Genomic DNA, 25,146 nt, shown 5'->3' on the forward strand with positions numbered 1-25,146 from the left:
CATTGAGGGGTGGTGATGCAATGGTTACGTATGATTCATTATTCTTAATGCTTGAATTCGGCATGATACTGCTTGCAATGCTTACTTTTATCGATAATAGGAGTAATAAGCGTAGAAGATAATTATGTATGTTTGAAAACCTAAATATATGATACCAACTTTTACATAAGTAAATAATGGTAAATTAGATTAATGGTTATGTAAGTTAAAAAGCGCAGGAAAACTTAAAATAAACTTAAGAAAATTTTTTATCGAAGCAGGAGGCTTATGTTTACAGTATATCCGGAATGGTACAAATGGAACCATATTTCTTTCATTGATTTTATCAGGCATCTGACTTATAATTTAATTGGAATAATTGTGAAAAATTTGTGAACAATTTATTTTTATATAATTGTTCACAAATTTTTCGCATTATAAGAGTATCATATTCTTGTTAGAGGCCAATTTTATTTAAGGAGGAGAAAGTCTTGATAGAAGTTAAGAATTTAGTCAAAAAGTATGGGGACCATCTAGCAATAAATAATTTAAGCTTTACGGTTGAAAAAGGTCAGATACTTGGCTTTTTAGGACCAAATGGGGCAGGAAAGTCCACAACTATGAATATTATCACAGGTTATATATCAGCAACGGAAGGATCCGTAGTAATTGATGGCCATGATATCTTTGATGAGCCGGAGGAAGCCAAAAAGCGTATCGGTTATTTACCGGAATTGCCCCCCTTATACCCCGATATGACCGTAAGAGAATATCTTAATTTTGTCGCTGACCTTAAAATGGTTAAAAGATCGGAAAAAAGCAAGATGATAGCAAAGATCATGGGGATGGCAAAAATAACGGATGTATCCGACCGCTTGATCAAACAATTATCGAAAGGTTATAAGCAAAGGGTAGGTCTGGCTCAGGCTATTATCGGTTTTCCTGATGTTTTAATATTAGACGAGCCTACCGTAGGTTTAGACCCCATGCAGATTATTGAAATCAGGGATTTAATAAAGAAACTTAGTAAAGAACATACCATTATTTTAAGCTCCCATATCTTATCGGAAGTAAGTGCAATTTGCGACACAGTTATGATTATTAACAAAGGTAAATTAATTGTCAGTGATACACCGGATAATCTGTCCAAACATATCGGAGGCTCCAACGGATTACATCTTCAGGTGAAAGGCACTAAGGAAAAGATAAAAGAAGCTCTGGAAAAGATAACAGAGATAACAAAAATAGATTATGAATCCAGAACGAAAGACGGTATCATCAAATTAACTGCTTACTGCAAAGAAGACGATGATATTCGTGAAGCAGTCTTTTATGCTTTAAGTGATGCCAGATGTCCAATCTTAAATATGCAATCCTCAAATATGTCTCTGGAAGATATCTTCTTAGAGGTAACCCAGACTAAGGTTAAGGGAAAACAAGCAAAAGGCCTCGGAAGACGGAAATTAAATCCGTCAAATACAGAGGATGTCAGTCAAGTGAGCCCGGTAACAGGGCAGAATCAAGAAACGGATCATGAGGAGGAAAATTAAAGATGCTGGCAATTTATAAAAAAGAGTTAAAATCTTATTTTACATCAATGACCGGATATGTATTTATCGCATTCTTTTTAGTAATTATTGGTATATATTATGTTATTTATAATATGATTCAGCTGTATGCCAATTTTGAATATGTATTATCCGGCGTTTCCTTTATATTTATTTTACTGGTACCAATTTTAACCATGCGCCTTATGGCAGAAGAGAAGAAACAGAAAACAGATCAGTTACTGTTTACTTCACCGCTGCCGGTAGGAAAAATAATAGCCGGTAAGTTTTTTGCGGTTCTTACCGTATTTTTAATCGTAATGGGAATCGTATGTCTTTATCCGTTGATTTTATTGCAGTTTGGTTCCTTGTCCTTAAAGGTTGCGTATGGTTCCATTTTAGGTTTTTCCTTATTAGGTGCGGCTTACATAGCAATCGGTCTATTTATTTCTGCTTTAACCGAAAGTCAGGTAGTCGCCGCAGTAGTATCGTTTGTTGTAATTTTAATCACGGCTTTAATGGACAGCCTTGTTAATCTGTTGCCCAAGGATAATAAATCAGCATGGATTATATTCTCCATTATTTTAGTTATAATTTGCTGGATTGCCTATATTATGATGCATAATCTCACTGTATCTCTGTCTGTAGGTATTGTGGCAGAAATCGCACTCACAGTAATATATTTACTGAAACCAACCTTATTTGACGGTTTGGTATCTAAAGTATTTAACTGGTTTTCTGTTATAGCAAGGTTTGATAATTATACTAAGGGTGTTTTGGATTTATCCTCCGCAGTTTATTTTATCAGTATTGTATTCCTGTTCCAGTTCTTGACGGTACAGGCAATTAAGAAACGCAGATGGAGTTAAGGAAGGGAGAGGAATAAGGTGAAAGACTTAAATAATACAAATCAAGATAATTTTAATCAAGATAATTTAAATCCGGATAACTTAAATCCAGAAGATTTCAATCAGGATGAAATAAAACAGGACAATATAGAGCAGGAAGATTTCAGTCAGGATGAACTGGGTCAGGAAGATATAGACCGGGAGGAAGAAAATCAGGATGAAGTTCAGGAAACCGTAAAGAAAGAAAGCATAGTTTCCAAAATCAAAGCTTCCTTTTCATCCAGAAAATTTAAAGGCGGAGCTTATGCAACTACAATATCCGCTATCGTTATCATAATGATACTTGTAGTAAATATTTTTGTAACCGAATTAGACCTTAAGATTGACGTAAGTAAAGAAGGCATGTACACCCTTACGGATACTACGAAAGATTATCTGAAAGATTTAAAGGATGACATAACCATTTATTATATTGCACAAACCGGTTCCGAGGATAAAACGTTCAAGGAAATAGTCAATAAATATGATGCTCTTTCAGACAAGATAAAAGTAGAATATAAAGATCCGGTTTTATATCCCAATTTTGCATCCGATTATACGGATGATAAATTAACCGATAATAGTGTATTGGTTGTTAATAATGCTAACAAAAGAGCAAAATATGTGGATAATTCCGATATGTATAAGACAGAAATTGATTACCAGACCTATCAGACCAATGTAACCGGTATCGATGCGGAAGGTCAGATAACCTCCGCATTAGAATATGTTACTACAAAAGATTTACCGATTATGTATATGGTACAGGGTCATGGTGAAACAGCAATCGGTGATACGCTGGCTTCTTCCTTTGCAAAGGTTAATGTAACTACGAATACTTTAGCTACCTTAACTGTAAAGAGCATACCGGACGACTGCTCCATCCTGTTTATTAATGCACCTCAAAAAGATTATACAAAGGATGAAGTAGCTATGATAAAAGATTATCTGGCCAAGGGCGGCGATGCTATTATTTTAGCAGACTATGCGGCAGAAGGTCTGGATAATTTCAACAGTCTGATGAATTACTACGGTATTAGTTTTGTAAAAGGTATCGTGTTGGAAAAAGAACAGGGTTATTATATGGGACAATATGTGAATAATCTTGTACCTAGTATAAAAAGCCATGATATAACTTCCTCCATCATCTCCGGTAAAGCTTCTATCGTAGCGCCATCTGCAATCGGTATACAGGTACTTGATACCAAGAGAAGTACTACACAGGTTGAACCGTTACTTACTACCTCCGATACTGCCTACTCAAAAATTGATGTAAAATCCAATACGGTTGAAAAACAGGACGGAGATATCGACGGACCATTTAACCTTGGTGTAGCAATAACAGAAACTTATAATGGCGTAGAGTCTAAATTAGTTGTACTAGGCTCCGCGTTAATGATTGATGAAAGTATGATGTCCTATCCGTCTATCGGCAATCTGGATTTAATGTTAAATTCCATTAACTTTGTTTCTAATAAGGAAAGCAATCTGGCTATCCGTACAAGAAGTGTGACACAACAATATTTAACCATGAATGCGGCTCAGGTTAACTTCTGGGCAATCGTTATTGTAGTTGTAATTCCTGTATTTGTACTGGCATTTGGCGGATATATCTGCATCAGAAGGAGGAAAAAATAATGGCAGGCAGTAAGAAAAAGAAAAATCTGACACTTATTGTATTGCTGATTGCTCTAATTTTAATGATTGCAGCCTGTTTTTCCCTGATTAAATACAAGGATAAAAAGGCTGCTAACGGCAATGAAGATTCCACAAAAGAGACAGAAACCATAGCTAATGTGGAAACGGATACCATCCAGACCATCTATTTTAAGAATAAAGATAATGAGATGACTCTTGTTAAAGGGGATGATGGTAACTGGAAAAATTCAGAAGATGAAGCATTTCCGGTTAATCAAACCAATGCGGGAAATATGGCGAAAGCTTTTACAGACATAGCTTCTTCCAGAACAATTACGGAAGGAGTGGATGATTTATCTAATTTTGGTTTGGATAATCCGGCCATCACGGTAACAGCAACTGCAAAAGACGGTACGAAAACAACGATCACCCTTGGTAATGAAGCCCCTATTGGCGGCGGCTATTATGGAGCCTTAAACGAGGATAAGAAAGTATATGTACTTACGGCAGCATTTTACAATAACTTTACCTATACTTTAGAGCAGATGACAACGGTGGAAACCATTCCATCCATAACAGCAACGAATATTACCCATCTTACCGTATTAAATAAAGATAAACCCGGTTTTGAGATTGTTTATGACGGAAGTAAGGCAACTGATTTCGCCGGTCTGACCAAATGGGCCATGAAGCAGCCATATAAAACAACGTTACCTGCAGATGCGGATGCGGTAAATACTTTATTAGGTAATTATTCTGCTATGTCCTTTACTTCCTGTGTGGATTATAATGCATCGGATCTTAGCAAGTATGGTTTAGATGATCCGGCAGCCAGCGTATCCCTTGAATATTTTGAAGAATATACAAAGGATAAAGCTACTTCGGATGACAAAGCTACCACTGATACGGCAGACAATAATACGCAGGATGCTAAGGAAGATGAAAAAACAAAAATTAATTATACGTTGGATCTGTTAATCGGATCAAAAGATGCAGAGGGTAATTACTATGTAAAGACTAAGGATTCCAAAGCAGTAAATATCATGAGTGCGGATACGGTGGAAAAATTAATTACCATCGATGCATATAGTAATGTTGACCATTATGTTAATTTAGTAAATCTGGATTCCATCAATCAACTTGACATCAGCGTTGATGGTAAAACCTATACCCTGACTACCGAAAAAGCGGAAGAGGCAAAAGACGATACCCAGACAAAGGATGATACCCAGTCTGGCGATTCTAAAGAAGAAGTAATAAATTATTATTTTAACGGTAATAAAGTTGGGGAAGACGATTTTAAAAGCTTATATCAGACAATTATATCTCCGACAACGGAACGTGATATACCGGAGGAATACTTTACCAGTAATACCGATCAAACCCCGGTAATGACTTTAACTTACCATCAAACAGACGGAAATACCATTGAAATACAATATAAACCATATGATGATAGTTATTATGTGGTAAATACCAATGGTTTGGAATATTTTCTTACCGATATGAGAAAGGTGAATGATATTAAGACAGCTTTGGTCAACTTTATGAAAAATAAGTAATAACCGGAAGAAACACGCTTTGCGAGTTTCTTCGGTTCGCGTGCGCGTTCGAATTATTGCAAGCAAGCTTGCTAATTCTCACTTTGCTTTCGCGGAAATTTAAGAAGAAAAAGGACCGTTTTAAACGAGTCCTTTTTCTTTTGGGTAAAAATTACCAATCTAAAATTAGTTGACATATTCTCAGGTACCACGTATATAATTGTAATACAAGCAGTATGAAACAGGAAGAAACCTACTTACGTTTCGTTCTTCGCGGATGAATTTGCAATTTGCCCGGAAGTTTGAGGAATATTTGTTTATACTTTGCGGTAATAAAAGAATGGATATTTGCATGGGGACATGCAGGTGGGGAGTCATATGAAAAAAAAATTATGGTTGATGGGTATTTGTATCTGTTTACTCATCCTTATATTTGCCAAAAACATTTATAAACAATTAAATCAGGACAAGGAATCCGTTACTATGGGGCCGCAGCAGGAAACTGTTTTGGATGACAAAGGCGGCATCACTGTAAAAGAAGCTTTACGATTGCTGGGGTACCTTGGAGTAATGAATGAACAGACAGGGGAAGAATTAATTACAGAGAAAGAGGAGGAATACTTTAATTATAACGATGGAAGAACAACCCTTACAGAGGTTTGTAATGAACTTTCCATTCAGGAAAATGATGTTACAAAAAAGCTGTCTTTTGATCTGCCAGGCGGAGCAGACAGTAAGGTTATGACAGAGAAAGAATTTTTAAATCTTTATGAAAGTATTTTAGCTGCACTTCCCAAAGACAAAAAGCCGGTAACGGAAACAACCATGTTTATATTAGGCAAACAGACCAATCAGGGTACCGGTTCCGAAGATGTTATAGTTACGGATCAAGGACATTTTATATATACAGATGCAAAAAGTTATGAAGATTTATATACCAATGGAATTCTAAACCCAATCAATAAAAATACTGGGGATAATACAGTAGAGACCTCCGATGATGAGCCCGGTATCCTGTTCCAGCCTGAAAATTATATTGATTGCAAGGTAATGGCTTATGTTAGCGGTAATAAACTGGTATATGTTAAAGATATCTTAAATGAACAAACAACCTTACACAACGTATGGATTACTTCAGGGGAAAACAGTACCGTAACCGCTTTCGTAAACGATATTACCAGAGATTTTACTACCAGATATAAATTGTCTAAGGAAATAAAAGGGCAAATAGGAGATTTGGTTATTGAGGATAAAGAAATCGTTAAAATAAGCATTAAACCTGATAAAATCAATGGTAAAGTTTTGGTAGCCAACCAGGATTACATAGAAATTGAAGGATACGGTAAAGTTGACTTAGATGATAATTATAAAATTTATAAAATTTATGATGAGTTATCCATGGAGGTAACTAATAGTATACTGGTAGGTTATACCGCAACGGATTTTGTTGTGGCGGATGGTAAGATTTCAGCTGCTTTAATAAAAGAGTCCATAAAAGCAAAAAACATCAGAGTTTTAATAAAGACCGATAATTTTGAAGATATTTACCATAATAAAGTTCAGCTGACAGCGACTAAGGATTTTACCGTTACGGCGGGGATATAGTTAAGTCTTACAAAGCAGGAAAGAAAATAACCATAGAACCGGATAATAAATTGCTAAAGGAAGGACGAATAAGAATTGAGACAAAATCTGAAAATGGAAAAATTAAATTACTTTCCATTAAACGTTCAGGAAATAATCCGGCATACCGTGGTGCTATGGAACTATCGTCTGCTGAGAATGGGATAATCGTGATAAATGAACTTCCCATCGAAGACTACCTTTATGCGGTAATTCCCAGTGAGATGCCGTCGGACTACGGGGAAGAAGCTCTGAAAGTACAGGCAATCTGTGCCAGGAGTTATGCTTATAACCAATTATTTGCCAATGGTTACAGCCAATATGGAGCGCATGTAGACGACAGTGTAAGTTATCAGGTATATAATAATATTCCGGAAAATGAAGCCACCATCCTTGCTGTAAAAGATACCTACGGAAAAGTAATCAGATATAACGATGCAGTAATCACCGCATATTATTTTTCTACCTCCTGCGGCCGTACCGCTTCTTTAAACGAGGTATGGGGAAGCAGCCAGAGCGTGGATTATCTTCTTGGAAAGATGCAGACTACTTATGATGTGGTTAATGGGGAGGCTGTATATGCTTCCTCAGGCTCACCGGAGGGAGTAAACTTCTCCACTGAAAAAGCTTTCAGGAACTTCATAATGAATCCTCCGAAAGATACTTATGACAGTAAATTTCCCTGGTATCGATGGGATGTAACCATTACAAAAGCCGACTTAAAAAAATCCATCGATAAAACCTTGGCAAACCGATATAATGCGAACCCTGATTTAATTCAGACCCTGGTAGGGGGCAATGTTAACGATAATCCCAAGTATGAAAGCAAACCGGTGAGCACCATTGGTACAGTTAAAGACGTATTGGTTAGTAAGCGTGAAAAAAGCGGAATTTTATCCGCAATCGTATTAGTTGGTTCCGACCGTACCGTGAAAGTACAATCCGAATATAATATCAGAACCCTGCTGGCACCTATTACGGATGAAGTTGTCCGGCTGGATAAAAGTAAAGCACCTGATTTGGGAATGCTGCCAAGTGCATTTTTCGTTATGGATAAATCAGAAAAAAGTATAACATTCCATGGCGGCGGTTATGGCCACGGTGTAGGTATGAGTCAGAACGGGGTAAAGGCAATGGCAGATTCCGGTAAAAATTACGAGGAAATTATTAAACATTATTATACCGGAGTTGATATTGGATTTATTTATTAAATGATTCGCCCGCAAAAGCCAATTTTAAATTATGGTTCCGTCAATTTGCACAATTTATTTCTTGATTACGTAATGTTCCATATAGTTCATTCGTAACACGCTCTCGCTTGAATGAAGTACGTAGTGGTACATAAGGCTCTAAAATACAGAGCCTAAGTACCAACGACTTCATACAGTTACTCATCGAACTATATGGAACATCACGCTAATGTAGAGGTATAGATGTGCAAATAGACGAATGCAAATTATTTATATGGCTTTTGTCAGGCAAATCATTATATGGTTTAAATGTCATTTATTTTATATGCCATTCTTTTTATTATTTGAATTAGCGGTGTTCTCTGTTGCCTGAATTCTTTGAGCAGAGGAAATTTTATTGTTTTTATACTCTTTTCTATGCTTAAAAATATATTTTAAGTAATAAATCAGATCTCCTGATGAGAGTACAACATTAATTTCTCCTCCGATGAAGAGTATGTGCATACAAAAATAAAACCATAACATGAACAGTACAATGGCCGTAAGGCTGCCGTACATTCTGGAATAATTACTCATATTATCAATATAAAAGGAATACAGATAGGAAAATCCCATCCATCCGGCTGCGGATAAAACAGCACCTGGTAATTCTTTATATACTTTGGTAGAACGGTTGGGAATAACAGTATATATCAATAAAAAAAATAGAGTCAGTATAAAAAGACCTGCTATGGTACGGATACTTATAATAACCAAGGCAAGATCCCTTAATATAGGGATTTTGCTTTCAATCCAGATGTATAAGCGGTTTCCGAATACTAATATTACTAAAGTAACCATCATCATAACTGCAAAGATAAAGGTATAAATGACTGAAATAAGCCGTAGTTTTAAATAACTTCTGGTTTCCCTGATTGCATAAACGGAATTTAATCCTTTTATGATTGCTAATATTCCCCGGGAAGCCGACCAGAGAGCAGATATGGCGGTAATTGAGATAATAGTACCCGATGCCTTATCATATATTTCAGATATAATACTGATAATAAGGGAAGTTACACTGTTTGGGAAGATTTGGGTTAAAGTTGACATAAGTACGCTTTCCGTAATCGGTAAATACTGCAGCAGTGTTAATAACAGCATAATAAAAGGGAAAAAAGATATCATGACGAAAAAAGCTGCCTGTGCGGAAAATGCAGTAATAAAATCGTCCCTTACTTTTCTGTTAAACGCACGTATTATTTTATAAATTGAAATTGCTATATTCATAGGATACCTCGCCGGACAATACACATAAAAGGTGTAATATCGTGATTATATTTTAGTATATGTAATCAACAGTAACCTTAGTCTTAAGAAAAGTTGGCTTCTTATGATTATACCATTATTTGGCCGAAAATGCGTAAAAAATTTAAAATTATATTGTACATTATAAATGAAAAATTTGTTTCCCAGGAGACAAAAAAGGGAGTTGTACAAAACCTAAATGTATAGGATTGTGTCAGAAAATAGAGTTATCTTTCGAAGAAAAGAAAGATAACTCTATATTCGAGACGCAAATTCATCATTTAAGATTTTGTAACACTCCCTATTACCTTGTAAGGCCTCATCATTTCGTTATCTTCATGATCTAATATATGGCAGTGCCAAATATAACCAGGCCCCTTGCAGGGTCGAAGGAATAACGGTTTTCACCGGGTTTTACTGAACCGGACGGAATACGCTGCGGTGCAAATCGAACCAGTATACGGGTGACTTCATTCGGATTCATTCTTACGGTATCTTTCCATCCTTTTTCATTTTCATCAGGAAGATAAGGGGATCCGATTAAATACGGCTCCAATTCCAAAACATTCGTAGGATGGTCTAAAGGCGGAAGACCATTGATTTGGGTCCACTTATTTTCATATTCGGAGGCTTTGAATTTTTGCCGGTTTAAAAGACGGAATTGTACTAAATGCAGATGGATTGGATGAGTGTCCGCCGTCAGGTTTGCAATTTCCCAGATTTGCGTTGAACCAACTACCGGTAATTCGGATGTTGGGGAACTCCATTTCTGGCCGTCTAAGAGCAGTTCTACTGGACCGTTCAAACCGTTAATTTCGAATAAAGTAAGGACTTTTTTAGGAGAATCCGGAATCAGTTCCGGTAATTTATTTAATATATCCGGTAATTTTCCCGGTTTAACAGGCGGTGATGTATACATAGGAACCGTAAACCGCATAACCTGGCCGACGGTGTCCGGATCAGGCGGATTACCTCCCGGATAAGGGGCATTGGCATCATTTAGCAACATTATTTTAGTTCCTGGTTTTATATCGGAAAAGTCTATTAAAATATCTGCTCTTTCTGCCGGAGCTAACAGTAAGGATTCAAGAACCACCGGAGTGGGCAGGAAACCGCCGTCACTGCCGATTTGAGTCATCTTCATTCCATTTGATAATTTTAGATTGTAAAATCTTGCGTTGGAGCCATTTAAGATACGAAACCGGTATTGGTTTCGTTTTACATTTAGATTAGGCCAAACCTTGCCGTTTACCATTATAGTATCACCAAAGAATTCCGGCATCCAATACGGATGAATATCCGGATTATTACCTGTGGTATGAAAATAAAAGGATCCGTCTTCCATAAAAGAGCGGTCTTGTATTAACAGCGGTATTTCGAATTTTCCATGAGGCAAATGAAATTTATTTTCCATTGCGGCGGATTTTTGGTTATGAGCAGAATTCCGAAGCAGATAAAACCCAGCAAGCCCTGCATATAAATTAAGCCTTGTAATACCCAAAGCATGATCATGGTACCATAACGTGGCAGCGTCCTGTTTATTGGGATAAGTGTAAATATTCGTTATGAAAGCACTGCCTGTTTTACCGTTACTGGTAAACCAGGCATCCGGATGCCCGTCGAAAACAGATATAACTTCACCGCCGTGCAGATGTGTAACGACTGGAATCGGTTTTTGTGCATCATGAAAGCCGGGAGGATAAGATGGCCATGGCTCTGGAGGATCCATTGGTATATGATTTGGATTTGCCCAATGCAGGGTTGGATCTACGGCAAAAAGATGGGAACCCTGTAAGTGGTTAATCCAATTTACGGTAACCGGTATATTTCTCACTGCTTCCAATGTAGCACCTGGAGAGCCCCGGTAATATTTTACACGTCCGGTTTTTCTATCCTCAATTAGTCCGCCATATCCCCAGACTGTCGTATCAGGGTAACCTTTTGGAAGAATCTGCTGCTTAAATTCGCTGATATCGATCTCGTATAAATGCCTGGTTCCATGCGATTCTTTCATTATGCCCTTTACGTTATCATTTTTGGCAGCTTTTATATAAGGCTTATAAACTGGTGGTTTTTCTAATTGATTGACATACTTAGGTATGGCAGCAGGATCAAGTTTCATAACAGAAACGGAATTCTTATTATTTTTATGAAAAGTATTCTTTATCGCTTTATGCATTTTAGCAGCATAAGTGTGATGTTTCCTGATTTGCGAAGTAAACATAGGCCCTCACTATAACAATGGATCTATGACATATTATGTAGATTTCTGGTTAAAAGTTACTGGATTCTATTGACATAAAATCCAAAAAAGCGGCAGCTTTATTCGTGGTATTTTTTTCCGATTATGTCCGTAAAGACCCGGGATATGACTGTGGAACGTAAAAATGAAATCGGCAAGCTTTAATCTACCCTTGACAACACAAAAAAATATGCTAAAATGAATCATATATGTTAAAGGCTATGAAGGTGTAATGCATATGCTGAATTTTGTATTTGCATACCAGGTAATTATTTTCTTGCAGAGAGAGGAAGTCACCGGCTGAAAGCTTCCTTAAGTTCAGATAATTATTAATATTCCCACCGGAGCCTCATCTTTGAAACAAACAGTAGGAGATGACGTTTTAGCACGTTACGCTGACTTAAGTGCTTATGTATTTGGAATTTCTTATATAGACTGCAATACATAGGAATTTGGGTGGTACCGCGGAGTACACGTTACCGGTAGGTAAGTGTATTATCATGTATGATATGATTCCGTCCCTGTTTTTGCAGGGACGGATTTTTTTGTTTAATTAATAATTTATTAAACAAAAAAACTCAAGAAGTACGAATGATGCTGTAAAGGAATATGCCAAAGTAAGTAAAAAAGTTCATTACAGTGTTTGGACTGTATCGCAAGCAAACCTGCGATATGCAAAAGTATCAGGTTGAAAGAAAATAAAAGAATGGAAAGGATGCCACATGCAGATTCTTTCAACCTTTTATTGCTGACAATAGAATGCTGGCCAGGTCCGTATTCTATTGTATGTGGCAGTAACACTTCTGCCTGCAGATGTGTTATATAATGGGTGTTAATTATGAAAGAAAAATTAAAAGCCATAGTAGACGAAGCCTTAGTAAAGATTCAGGCTTCCGAAGAGTTAGACAAATTAAATGATATCAGAGTTGCATTTTTAGGCAAAAAAGGAGAACTGACTGAAATATTAAAATCCATGAAAGATGTGGCACCTGCCGACAGACCGGTAATCGGACAATTAGTGAATGAAGCAAGGGCTGCACTGGAAGAAAAATTGGATGAAAAAAAGAATTACTTTGCTAAAAAATTAAGAGAAGAGCAAATTCAGAAAGAGACGATAGATGTTACCCTGCCTGCTAAAAAACCAATGGTTGGACATCGTCATCCTAACTCCATTGCTTTAGATGAAGTGGAGAGAATATTTGTGGGAATGGGATACGAAGTAGTGGAAGGCCCGGAAGTAGAATATGATTATTATAATTTCGAAGCATTAAATATTCCGGCAAACCATCCGGCGAAGGATGAACAGGATACGTTCTATATTACGGGGGATATCTTATTAAGAACCCAGACTTCACCCGTTCAGGTTAGGGAGATGGAGAAAGGAAAATTACCCATTCGTATCCTGGCGCCCGGTAAAGTATACCGTTCCGATGAAGTAGATGCAACCCATTCTCCTAATTTCCATCAGATTGAAGGTCTTGTAATTGATAAAAATATAACCTTTGCGGATTTAAAAGGTACCCTTGCCGAGTTTGCAAAACAATTATTCGGGGAAAATACAAAAGTTAAGTTCAGACCCCATCATTTCCCTTTCACCGAGCCAAGTGCGGAAGTAGATGTATCCTGCTTTAAATGCGGAGGAAAAGGATGCCGTTTCTGTAAAGGCTCAGGATGGATTGAAATTTTAGGCTGCGGTATGGTACACCCGAAAGTTCTTAAAATGAGTGGTATTGATCCCGAAGAATATTCCGGATTTGCTTTTGGCGTAGGGTTAGAACGTATCGCATTATTAAAATATGAAATTGATGATATGAGATTACTCTATGAAAACGACGTACGTTTCTTAAAACAATTCTAGAATTTTACAGTTTATGTAATTCCAGAATTGAATCTCAGAGCCGGATCTGGCCCAAAGGGCATTAGAAGCTTTTGAAATAGCAGTAGTATGGATAATCAGAAAAGTAAATCGTTTATCAATGACTTTAAGTTAAATTATATAGGAGGTTTAATGGAATATGAATACACCATTATCATGGATAAAAGCATATGTGCCGGATCTTGACGTAACGGCACAGGAATATACGGACAGTATGACACTAAGCGGAACAAAAGTAGAGGGTTATGAAAAGCTGGATGCTGATCTGGACAAAATCGTGGTAGGTAAGATTTTAAAGATAGAAAGGCATCCGGATGCGGATAAACTGATAATATGTCAGGTACAGATTACGGAAGAAGGAGAAACCGTTCAGATTGTAACGGGTGCTCCCAATGTGAAAGAAGGGGATATCGTACCCGTCGTATTGGACGGAGGACGTGTTGCCGGCGGCCATGACGGAAGTAAAACACCGGGCGGAATCAAGATAAAGAAAGGGAAACTTCGTGGAGTAGAGTCCTGCGGTATGATGTGTTCCATTGAAGAATTAGGTTCCAGTAAGGAGATGTACCCGGATGCACCGGATAACGGAATCTATATATTCAGCGATAATCCTGCATATGACGGTATTAAAATAGGCTCCAGTGCAATTACCGTTTTAGGTCTTGATGATGTAGTTTTTGAATATGAAATTACATCCAACCGCGTGGACTGCTTTGGGGTGATCGGAATTGCAAGAGAAGCGGCAGCAACATTTGGTAAATCCTATCAGCCTCCTTTTGTGAAAGCTACCGGCAATCAAGAAAACGCAGGCGATTATATTTCCGTAGATATTCAGGATAAAGATCTTTGCAGCCGTTATGTAGCAAGAGTAGTAAAGAATATAAAAATTGGACCGTCACCTCTTTGGATGCAGAGAAGATTAGCTGCCTGCGGTATTCGTCCGATCAATAACCTGGTTGATATTACTAATTATGTTATGGAAGAATATTCTCAGCCGATGCATGCCTATGACCTTGATTTGGTCGCAGGTAAGAAGATTATTGTCAGAAGAGGCAAAGACGGAGAGGAATTCCAGACTCTGGACGGACAGGTAAGAAAAATCGATTCTTCCATTCTTATGATTTGTGATGCCGAAAAACCGGTTGGTATAGCGGGTATCATGGGCGGAGAAAATTCAAAAATAACAGATGATGTTAAGACTTTATTATTTGAAGCTGCCTGCTTTAACGGAACCAATATCCGTTTATCGGGCAAAAAACTGGGCCTTAGAACCGATGCAGCCGCAAAATTTGAAAAGGGTTTAGATCCTAATACTGCTATGGAAGCCATAAACCGTGCCTGCCAGTTAATTGAAGAGTTAGGCGCAGGAGAAGTGGTAGGCGGAGCAGTTGATATCTATCCTGAGGTGAGACAGCCAAAAAGGGTACCGTTTCATTATGAGCGGACTAATAAATTATTAGGTACCAATTTAGATAAAGAAACTATGATAGGTTACTTTAAAAAGATTGATTTAGACTATGATGAAATAACCGGTGAGGTTATTGTGCCAAGCTGGAGACAGGATGTGGAGTGCCAGGCAGATTTAGATGAAGAAGTCGCACGTTTCTATGGCTATGCTAATATTCCCACAACTCTGCCGACGGGAGAGGCAACTACCGGTAAATTGTCTTTTAAATTACGAATTGAAAATATGGCGAGAAATATAGCAGAGCAGTTCGGTTTTAACGAGGCTATGAATTACTCTTTTGAAAGTCCTAAAGTATTTGATAAACTCCTGATTCCTGCTGATGACAAACTTCGTAATACATTAATTATATCAAACCCATTAGGAGAAGATTTCAGTATTATGAGAACCATTTCCCTAAATGGTATGTTAGAGTCTTTGTCTACGAATTATAACAGAAGAAACAAAAATGTCCGTTTATATGAACTTGGCAGCATCTATCTGCCTAAGGTATTTCCTGTTACCGAACTGCCGGACGAAAGAATGCAGTTTACCCTTGGAATGTATGGGGAAGGGGATTTCTTTGATTTAAAAGGTGTTGTAGAAGAGTATTTAGAGAAAATCGGAATGAAGAAATTAGTTTCTTACGATCCTAAAGCAGGGAAACCATTCCTTCATCCCGGACGCCAGGCAAATATGATATACGACAATACGGTGATTGGTTACATCGGTGAAGTTCATCCGGATGTATTGGATAATTATGATATTGGTGATAAAGCCTATGTGGCAGTACTTGACATACCGGAAATCGTATCCCGTGCCTCCTTTGACGTAAAATACGAGGGAATTGCAAAATATCCTGCTGTTTCCCGTGATATCAGTATGGTAATGCCAAAGGTTATTTTAGCAGGTGATGTGGAGGCGGTAATCCGTAAAAACGGCGGTCATATTTTAGAAAGCTACCGATTATTTGATGTCTATGAAGGAAGTCAGATAAAGGAAGGCTATAAATCCATGGCATACTCCATCAGTTTCCGGGCGAAAGACAGAACGCTGGAAGATAAGGATGTTACGGAAGTGATGAAAAAAATCCTGGACGGATTAAGCAAATTAGGAATTGAATTAAGACAGTAAAACAAAAAGCTGTTGCAAATTTTGCAGCAGCTTTTCTTATTTTTTCAGTGTAAGATGCCGATAAAACTGATTAAGAGATAAAAATTTATTTTTCGGCTAATTTCTGACAAATTTGGATATTATTATCATAGTCAGAACAAAAAAACATGAAATAAAACCAAGGAGGGGAAATAATGAAGAAATACCTGTTTCGATGGAAAGCATTATTTTTGGCATTCGTTCTGTTTCTATCCATGTTACCGGCTGATGCGATCCATGTTGCTGCTGCAGCAAAACCTGCTATGTCGGTAACGCAAAAAACAGTGATCGGAGTAGATGAGGAATTTAAACTATCAATTAAGAATTTATCCAATTCCCAAAAAAAATCTGCCACATGGTATTCTACCAATAAGAAAGTGGCCACTGTATCCGGCGGATATGTCACTTCCACAGGAAAGGGAACCGCATATATTAAGTGTAAGATTACCTATAAGAACGGCAGTGTTTATATACCGTCCTGCAAGGTTACGGTTAAAATTCCGGCAACTGCCATAGAAATTACCAATGCCCAGGATGACTTATCCAATAACAGCAGGCAGGTTATTGCAGTTGGAGGTTCTTATGATTTTAATACTGAACTTACTCCATCCAAGGCAGACAATTACATAACGTACAGTATTGATAAGACAGAATGCGCCACAGTCGATAAAAAAGGTATCGTAACGGGTATTAAACCTGGTTTCGTAACCTTAACGGCTAAAGCTAAACTTAATAAACCGGCGGGTTACCAAAACCTGCTGGATGATGTCCTTGTTTTATCTTACAGTGTTAATCTTGAAATTGTATCCAAATCAGCAAGTGTCAGCAGTGTTGAATTAACGGATACGACAACTATGAAAGTAACTTTTGATGAAGAAATAGATAAAAGCTCGGTAATGGATGAAAATGGAAAACTATTGAATAATATTATTATAACCTCCAAAACAGACGGTGACGGTGTGATAGCCAGCGGCTTAGGAACCTTAAGCGGAAAACTGTCTTCGGACAAAAAGACGTTAACCATTACCACCTCCGGTTATTTTAACGGTTTATATGGCGTTAAATTTTCAAGAAATATCCGGACGGAAGATAACGAACCCTTAATGGAATATTACAAAACGTTTTCCTTATATGATACTACACCGCCTTATTTTAAAGATAACTCAGTTGATGATACCGGACTGATTGCTTACATCAATTTCAGTGAAGCCATGAACTATTCCGGTATGAAGATAGAAGAAGCGGAATTGGTTTCAGGACGTAAAGCAGCAAAAGCATCTACTATCAGTAAGTTAAAAAATAAATCCAATTATAAACCGTCCGAAGACGGAAAGTCCTTAAGTATTGATTTATCAACCATATCCAGTGTTGACAAGGATAAGAAATTTAAGGTCGTTTTCACCGGATTAAAGGACAGAGCAGGTAACTATACGGAAAATGACAGTATTACAGCTTATGTGGAAACGGATACTTCACCGAAACCGCAGGCTAAACTGGTATCTTTGGAACGTACGGATCTGAATACCTTAACGGCTACTTTCTCAAGAGGTATCAAGTCACCAGGCAAGGTACTATTAAGTAACGGAGAGATTATTACAGGTGTTATCAGTAAGGATGATCCAAAACAGGTTACTTACACCTTAGATTCCGATTCTGCCAAACTAACCGGTAAACAGGAAGTAAATATCGGATACTGGGATAGTTATAATGTAAAAGATTCGGATGATTCTGCAGATGATTACAAAGAAGTGAAAGTAAGCTTTGATATCGATTCCACGCAACCGGAGATAACGGATTATGAACTTATTACGGAAAGTGACGATGATAAGATTACCTACAGCCTGATATTGACCTTCAATAAAAATGTGGAGCTTATTGATGATGAGGGAACCTTTGAAGCAAGGCTGGTAACCGAGGACGGAGATATTGAAGATGAGCATGATATCGGATATTCAGCTGACGCAGATGATGAAATCGTTACGGTGGTACTGGATGATGATGATATGGAAGAACCAGGTACCTATACGATTACTATTCCGGAAGAATTTGTAGAAGATGATTATGGTAATGTAAACTCTGATACAACCGTTAAAGTGGAAAGTACGGAAGGCTCTTCGACCGCATTGCCTAAACCAAAAGCAATTGTTCAGTCCAATGATGATGCAAGTATTATTTATGTGACCTTTGCGAACCAGCTGGATGAAGATACGGCAGAGGAAGTTGATAATTACGATATAGAGGATGCTCATGTTGAATCGGCAGAGTTAACGGATAATACGACCAGCGGTGCTACGGTAGAATTAAAACTTGAGCCAGGTTCCATTTCGGAATCGGGCAAATACACCATTACCATTTCAGGAATCCTGGGATATCATAATACTTATTCGGAGATGGAGGAATATGAGACCAAGATCAGTCTTCATGAAAATACCGGTCCGGAATTGGAAGATAAAGATTATGATTATCCTGACGAAATAATCTTGACTTTTGATGAAACCCTTGCAGGTACGGCAAGTTTTCAGGTTCTTCAAAATGGTGTTGATTTGGTTGAATATTCAGAAATAAGCGGTAAGAAAGTAATCATTACTTTACAGGATAAACCAACGATGGGTCAGGAATTAGAGATTGTACCCACAAGTTATAATAACATAACTGATAAATATGGAAATAAATCGGATATTGGAACACTAAGCATTACACCGGACAATTAAATAGTAAGGTATATAGGAGCTTTTGCCAAAGCTGAATGCTAAAGGCAAGAGCTCCTTATTTATTTCCGCGAAAGCAAAGTGAGAATTGGCAAGCTTGCTTGCAATAATACGAACGCGCACGTGAACCGGAGAAACACGCAAAGCGTGTTTCATACGGTTTCCAGTGTTTCCTATCTAAGACAAATACATGCAGTAAATAAAATATTTTACAAGGGATAAATGTACAATTTAACAAAAATATAACATTTGAAGCATTATTAGACAATATTTTGACAAATGTAGGAACTATAATGTAAAATAGTAATGAAAGTAAAGAGAACGTATTAATAGGAGGAATAGTGAATGAAAAAATGGATGCAAAAGTGGATGGGAATTTTACTCGCCGTTCTGTTGTTTACCTCAGTAATTCCAGTAAATGAAATTATAACACAGGCTGCGGCGGCTCCAAGCTTGTCCGTAACAACCAAGGCTCTCACCGGGATAGGGTCGGCATTTACCTTAACCATCAAAAATCTTGACAAAACCAAGGTTAAATCGAAAGTATGGTATACAACAAATAAAAGTATTGTGACAGTAGATTCTAAAACCGGTTATGTAACATCCACCGGTAAAGGAACCGCTTATATTAAATGTAAAATTACTTACAAAGACGGGACCATTCTGCGTCCTGCCTGTAAGGTAACAGTTCAAATTAAAGCCACGGCAATTGATATAACTAATATCCCGGGAGACGGTACGGATTATTTTGTAATGACAACAGGGATACCATTGATTTTAACAGTGTTCTTACACCTGGTAATTCCAGTGATTTGATAACTTATACCACTGATAATACCAATTGTGCAACCGTAGATAAAAAAGGAATTGTTACGGCATTAAAACCAGGAATCATCAATCTCACGGCAACGGCTTCCCTGACAAAAGCAGGTGCTTCTTCAAGCCTTGTTAAAGATACCGTAAAGATTCAGATCCTTGAGAAATCAGCAGGGGTAAAGAGTGCGGTATTATCCGATACTACAACTCTGACCATAACGTTTAACAGTGCTATTGATGAATCAACAGTATTAGACGGAGATGAACTTAATGATGATAATGTATCCCTTAAGGCTATGACTGACAAGGATGGTGAGATGGCTGATAAATTGGGAGACTTGACCGGAAAATTATCTTCCGATGGAAAAACTTTAACAATCACTTCAGAAAATGCTTTTAACGGGATTTACGGATTGCATCTCTCAGATAGTATTAAGACTGCGGGAGGAACTGCATTAACGGAATATTATAAGGAGTTAGAGTTACATGATACCAAAGCACCATATTTTAAAGATTATGATGTTGATGATACCGGATTAATCGTAACCCTGACATTCAGCGAAGCCATGGACTTTTCTAAAATGGCGGTTTCCAAAGTAAGTCTTGTAAAATCCAGCCAGACTGCAGAAACTGCTACCTTAAGTTTATTAAAGACCAAAACAAACTATGTGAAATCAGAGGATAACAAATCTTTAACGATAGATTTAACCGGTATTGATGAGGATGACCAGAATAAGACTTTTGCCGTAGTATTTTCGGGATTAAAGGATAAAGCCGGTAATTATCCAAAAAGCTCCATTATAACCGCGTATGTTGCAACGGATACGACGGAAAAATCACAGGCTAAATTAAAAACCCTGACACGTACCGGTTATTATACCCTGACTGCTACTTTCTCCAGATCTATAAAGACACCTGGCGAGATTGTATTAAGTAATGGTAAGACGATTGAAGGAGAAGTGGATAAAGATGACAGAACCATAGTTAATTTTACACTGGATTCTACTTCGGCAAGATTAACAGGATCACAGAAAGTTTCTATCGGTTATTGGGACAGTTATAATGTTAAGGATTCGGATGATTCCGCAGATGATTATACGAAAAAGACAGTTAATTTCAGTGTGGATACGGATGGACCGGAATTAAAGACATATAAACTTACCAAAGAAGAAGATACAAAAGAGGATGATGAAATTAAATATATTTTAACATTAACATATGACAAAACCGTGATATTAACAGATGATTCAGGAGATTTCACGTCCAGACTTGATACGGTGGATGATGATATTTATCCACAGAAAAAACTTAGTTATACCGCTACGGTAAAAGATAAGGTAGTAACGCTTGAGTTGGATGAAGACCAGTTTAACGAAAATGGAACATATACCATAACGATACCGGTGGGATTTGTAAAAGATAAATTTAATAATGAAAGTGAAAAGAAACAGATTACTATAAAACGTTCCGGTTCGGACGGAACTGAATTACCGGCTCCGGAAAGCATTGAACAATCTTCTGATGATCCTAATGTTATTTTGGTTAACTTTGAGAATAAGGTTGATAAAGCCACAGCGGAAGATGAGGATAATTATAGTATTTTAGGAGTTAAAATTTCGAAAGCGGAACTAGTTGAGAATACTTCTAACGGAGCAACCGTAGAGCTGACACTGAAAGAAGGAGCTATTGAGGTATCAGCCACTTATGCAGTAACCATAAAAGGAATAAAAGGATATAATGATTCTTATACTGCTATGGAGGAATATGAGACCACTGTATTATTAAATGAAAATGAAGGACCATCCATAACAAAGGTGGCTTTTGAATACCCTGATACAATTGTAATAACTTTTAATGAAGATATTAAAGGAACTGCAAGCTTTAGTGTAACCCAGGGAGGAAATGAGTTTGCAGAAGATTTTGAAATTGATGATGATACTGTTACCATTACATTAAGTGATGATCCGGAGATGGGAAAAAGCTTAAAGATTACACCGACCAGTGCAAATAATATAACAGATGAAGATGGTAATAAGGCTGTAATATCAACTAAATATGTAACTCCCAAAAAATAATAAAATTATTTTAATAGCATAGCATTAGGGCTGTTGCAGATATCTTATACTTAATCTGCGCTTAGAATATAACCTTATTCTTTCGTAATTAACATATAAGAAGTCTGCAACAGCTCTATATTTATGTGAAATTAAAGAAAATTAGATTAGTAGGCACTAAGCGTCATGAACATAAGCAGGAAAATAGATGCAGATGTTTTATTCAATTAAAAATATCAAAAATCTGGCAAATTTCAGACAACATTATGACATAATATGGAAATATTATAGATTATGTAAAAGAAAACCAATCTAATAGGAGGAGTCAGAATGAAGAGAAAAGCAGTTAAAAAACTAACATTTATGCTTGTTTTCTTGATTTTACTTCCGATAAACACCTATGGTAATTCTAGTGTTGCCAGTGCAAAATGGACTTGGGACTGGAAATATTACCCTGCTTTATCAGTAACAGATAAGACATTGGAGAATATTGGAAACACTTTTGAATTATCTTTAAATGGTTTAAGTACAAATGTAAAAAGTATTAAATGGTATACCCTTAATAAGAAAATCGCCGCAGTAAAAGCAGAAAACAACGGTAAAACAGCAACCGTTACTGCAATTAACAAAGGAACCACAAATATTAAATGTAAAATCACGTTTTATCACAGCAAGACAATAGACCTTTATTGTAAGGTAACCGTAAAATCAACTGCTTTAAAAATAGAAATAACCAATAATAAAGATGATAATGACGGCAGGCAGGTTATGGAAGTTGGAGACAAATATAACTTTAACAGTAGAATAACTCCAAGCAGTTCTTCTGCGAAGACCTATTGGCTTATTAATAACGAATATTATGCCAATGTTGATTCGAATGGAGTCGTAACGGCAAAAGAAGAAGGAATTGCTGTTTTAACAGCAGTTGCGGCTAATTCAAGAGATGAAATTGCATCCAGTAATATAAGGGATCAGGTAATTATTGAAATCGTTGAGGATGAGGATGAGGACGATAACGATGATAATGACGATAACGATGATCCGGATTATGAACACCAGGCTAAATTAGTAACCCTGAAGCGTACTGACAGAAACAGGTTAACGGCAACTTTTGACCGTTCCATTCAGACACCCGGATTATTACTTATAAATAATATGGAATGTATTGAGGGTAAAGTGGATTCCGAGGACACTGAAAAGGTAAATTATAATCTGTCTTCGGCATCTTCAAAGTTAACTGGTTGGCAGGATGTTTTAATCGGTTATTGGGAAGGATATGATGTATCACCGGATGATAACTCTGCGGATAAATTAATGAAAGTGAGGGTCAACTTTTCAGAAAACGGTGTAAATTCCTTACCTGCTCCTGTCCAAATTACCCAGTCACAAAATGACAACGATATTGTTATCATACAATTTAATGTTAAACTGGATAAAGCTTCGGCTGAGAAAGAATCTAATTACTCCATAGCAGGAGCTAAAATAATTGATGCAGATTTAAAAAATAACAATTCCGGGAATGCGGTAGTCGAGTTAACTTTGGATGAAGACAGTGTTTCGACTAATGGAAACTATCTGGCAAAGATAAGCGGAATAAAAGGATATAATAATACTTATTCTGTAATGAATCCATATAATGTATCAATTTATTTAAGGGAAAATACAGCCCCCATATTAACTGATTATAATTATATTTATCCTACAACAATTAACCTTACTTTTAATGAAACTGTAAGAGGAAATGCAGGATTTAAGGTACTTCAGGATGATAAAGATTATGTTTCCTATACTTATATTAATAATAATATAGTAACAATCTTCTTAAAAGAGACTCCGGATATGGATGAGATTCTACGTATTAAACCTACGGATTGGAATGTTATAATGGATACGGCAGGAAATAAAACCAGTTCATCTTTATCTCATACAATAGATCCGGATAATGATTAGTAGTAATTTATTAAAAAAACTGCCCATATTATCTATAATGCATTTAACCTTACAAGTAAGTCCCCCGCTTCTTAGCGCAGCATAAGCGGCGGGCCTTAGATTAACTTGTTTCAGTCAGAATTCATATTCCGCTGAAATACCTGCGCAGCAGGTATAAGGGTAGAGCCAAGTAGCGCAGCGGACTTAAGAATATCCGCTTGACTTGCAACTAAATGTTGCAAATGCTCAATATAATTATAGTAAAATATGTGGTGGTTTTTTCCTATTCATAACATTCCTGCAGTACGATTTTATTACCCCCTTTACGTAATGTAATATTTGTTTTATAATGGTTGGGATATGGAAAGCACACTGGAGGAAAAAGTCATTGAAATCTATTAGCAGAACAGTCATTATGTCAGTAAGTCGCGTGCTGTTTGTACTATATATCATATTATTAGCTTATTTTTTATTTTTTAGCGAGCGTTATGGACGAACAATAATTTCGGATGATTATAGATATAATTTGGTATTATTTAAAGAAGTAAGGCGTTTTATTTTATACCGGAGAGAGGTCGGTTTTGAAAGTTTTATTGTGAATATATTTGGAAATGTTCTGGCATTTGCGCCATTTGGATTTGTTTTACCCATTATAAGTACCGCTAACAGGAAATTGTTAAATATAACTTTGTTAAGCCTGGAATTTAGTCTTACCATAGAATTGATTCAGTTGATTTTTAAAGTTGGAATATTTGATGTAGATGACATACTAATGAATACTTTGGGTGGTATTCTGGGCGGTATCTGTTTTCTGATATGCCATAAATTAATAAAATCCATAAAAAAACTACGGTAAATATAGCAATTGTACGTGGAGAAGGAGCGGACAATGTTTAAACATAAAAAAGAAATATTTAAATTCTCAGGCAGGAGTCATTCCCTGAAAGGAATTATATCAGTAATAATCGGAAGCCTTTCCCTTATTTCTTTATTGATATTATCCATAATTTCCAGCCTTTCCAAAGGAAACGGCGGATTGATTATCGGATTTATTGGGATGCTCTTATTTGTCATATCCATAACCGGTTTTATTCTTGGTATTAAAGCCTGCCGGGAAAAGGAAATTTATTATACGGCACCTGTTACCGGGATGGTGATAAATGGGTTTCTATCTATCTTCTTTTTTGTTTTATATATGGTCGGAGTGATAATTTAACCTTACAAGCAGCGTAG

18 protein-coding genes are annotated in these 25,146 nt (G+C 36.9%); 15 read left to right on the plus strand and 3 right to left on the minus strand.

Features of this window, described 5'->3' with window-relative positions:
• Positions 1-20: 20 nt before the first annotated feature.
• The 7 genes from Ana3638_RS27030 (at position 21) to Ana3638_RS10520 (ending at position 8,426) form a co-directional block, all read left to right on the plus strand.
• Positions 21-122: a putative holin-like toxin gene (locus tag Ana3638_RS27030; RefSeq protein WP_408609508.1), complete on the plus strand. Its 102-nt coding sequence runs from the start codon at positions 21-23 to the stop codon at positions 120-122.
• Positions 123-470: 348 nt separating this feature from the next.
• The gene (locus Ana3638_RS10495) at positions 471-1,529 is read left to right on the plus strand and encodes an ABC transporter ATP-binding protein (RefSeq protein ID WP_161837977.1); all 1,059 of its coding nucleotides are present in this window, start codon (positions 471-473) and stop codon (positions 1,527-1,529) included.
• A 2-nt stretch (positions 1,530-1,531) separates the two neighbouring features.
• Positions 1,532-2,395, plus strand: a complete 864-nt coding sequence (locus Ana3638_RS10500) for an ABC transporter permease (RefSeq protein WP_161837978.1) — start codon at positions 1,532-1,534, stop codon at positions 2,393-2,395.
• An 18-nt stretch (positions 2,396-2,413) separates the two neighbouring features.
• Positions 2,414-4,051, plus strand: coding sequence for a GldG family protein (locus Ana3638_RS10505; RefSeq protein WP_161837979.1), 1,638 nt, complete (start codon positions 2,414-2,416; stop codon positions 4,049-4,051).
• The gene (locus Ana3638_RS10510) at positions 4,051-5,613 is read left to right on the plus strand and encodes a DUF4340 domain-containing protein (RefSeq protein ID WP_161837980.1); all 1,563 of its coding nucleotides are present in this window, start codon (positions 4,051-4,053) and stop codon (positions 5,611-5,613) included. The genes Ana3638_RS10505 and Ana3638_RS10510 overlap by 1 nt, the downstream gene beginning before the upstream one ends.
• Positions 5,614-5,970: 357 nt before the next feature.
• On the plus strand, positions 5,971-7,197 hold the full coding sequence (locus Ana3638_RS10515) for a hypothetical protein (RefSeq protein WP_161837981.1): 1,227 nt from the start codon (positions 5,971-5,973) through the stop codon (positions 7,195-7,197).
• 50 nt (positions 7,198-7,247) lie between these two features.
• Entirely contained in the window at positions 7,248-8,426 is a 1,179-nt protein-coding gene (locus Ana3638_RS10520; protein ID WP_161837982.1) for a SpoIID/LytB domain-containing protein, read from the plus strand.
• Between the two features lie 300 nt (positions 8,427-8,726).
• On the opposite strand, the gene Ana3638_RS10525 is transcribed toward Ana3638_RS10520, so the two are convergent.
• The 3 genes from Ana3638_RS10525 to Ana3638_RS10530 form a co-directional block, all read right to left on the minus strand.
• Positions 8,727-9,674 (minus strand): YihY/virulence factor BrkB family protein, encoded by a 948-nt coding sequence (locus tag Ana3638_RS10525; RefSeq protein WP_161837983.1) that lies wholly within the window; start codon positions 9,672-9,674, stop codon positions 8,727-8,729.
• A gap of 299 nt (positions 9,675-9,973) precedes the next feature.
• Complete coding sequence (locus tag Ana3638_RS27035; protein WP_408609519.1) at positions 9,974-10,057, minus strand: multicopper oxidase domain-containing protein; 84 nt, start codon at positions 10,055-10,057, stop codon at positions 9,974-9,976.
• Entirely contained in the window at positions 10,036-11,916 is a 1,881-nt protein-coding gene (locus Ana3638_RS10530; RefSeq protein WP_330587975.1) for a multicopper oxidase family protein, read from the minus strand. Before Ana3638_RS10530 ends, Ana3638_RS27035 begins: the two co-directional genes overlap by 22 nt.
• 856 nt (positions 11,917-12,772) lie before the next feature.
• Here Ana3638_RS10530 and pheS point away from each other — a divergent pair.
• The 8 genes from pheS (at position 12,773) to Ana3638_RS10570 (ending at position 25,129) form a co-directional block, all read left to right on the plus strand.
• Positions 12,773-13,792 carry a phenylalanine--tRNA ligase subunit alpha gene (gene pheS, locus Ana3638_RS10535; RefSeq protein WP_161837984.1) on the plus strand — a complete coding sequence of 340 codons (1,020 nt, stop codon included), beginning with the start codon at positions 12,773-12,775 and terminating at the stop codon, positions 13,790-13,792.
• Positions 13,793-13,949: 157 nt separating this feature from the next.
• Entirely contained in the window at positions 13,950-16,388 is a 2,439-nt protein-coding gene (gene pheT / locus Ana3638_RS10540; protein ID WP_161837985.1) for a phenylalanine--tRNA ligase subunit beta, read from the plus strand.
• A gap of 173 nt (positions 16,389-16,561) precedes the next feature.
• Positions 16,562-19,117 carry an Ig-like domain-containing protein gene (locus tag Ana3638_RS10545; protein ID WP_161837986.1) on the plus strand — a complete coding sequence of 852 codons (2,556 nt, stop codon included), beginning with the start codon at positions 16,562-16,564 and terminating at the stop codon, positions 19,115-19,117.
• Between the two features lie 342 nt (positions 19,118-19,459).
• Entirely contained in the window at positions 19,460-19,930 is a 471-nt protein-coding gene (locus Ana3638_RS10550; RefSeq protein WP_161837987.1) for a hypothetical protein, read from the plus strand.
• Entirely contained in the window at positions 19,927-22,005 is a 2,079-nt protein-coding gene (locus Ana3638_RS10555; RefSeq protein WP_161837988.1) for a hypothetical protein, read from the plus strand. The genes Ana3638_RS10550 and Ana3638_RS10555 overlap by 4 nt, the downstream gene beginning before the upstream one ends.
• Before the next feature lie 309 nt (positions 22,006-22,314).
• Positions 22,315-23,934, plus strand: coding sequence for an Ig-like domain-containing protein (locus Ana3638_RS10560; RefSeq protein WP_161837989.1), 1,620 nt, complete (start codon positions 22,315-22,317; stop codon positions 23,932-23,934).
• Positions 23,935-24,328: 394 nt separating this feature from the next.
• Positions 24,329-24,769 (plus strand): VanZ family protein, encoded by a 441-nt coding sequence (locus Ana3638_RS10565; RefSeq protein WP_161837990.1) that lies wholly within the window; start codon positions 24,329-24,331, stop codon positions 24,767-24,769.
• A gap of 33 nt (positions 24,770-24,802) precedes the next feature.
• Positions 24,803-25,129, plus strand: coding sequence for a DUF6142 family protein (locus tag Ana3638_RS10570; protein ID WP_161837991.1), 327 nt, complete (start codon positions 24,803-24,805; stop codon positions 25,127-25,129).
• Positions 25,130-25,146: the final 17 nt, after the last annotated feature.

Source organism: Anaerocolumna sedimenticola (assembly GCF_009931695.1).
In the GTDB taxonomy this organism is placed as follows: domain Bacteria; phylum Bacillota; class Clostridia; order Lachnospirales; family Lachnospiraceae; genus Anaerocolumna; species Anaerocolumna sedimenticola.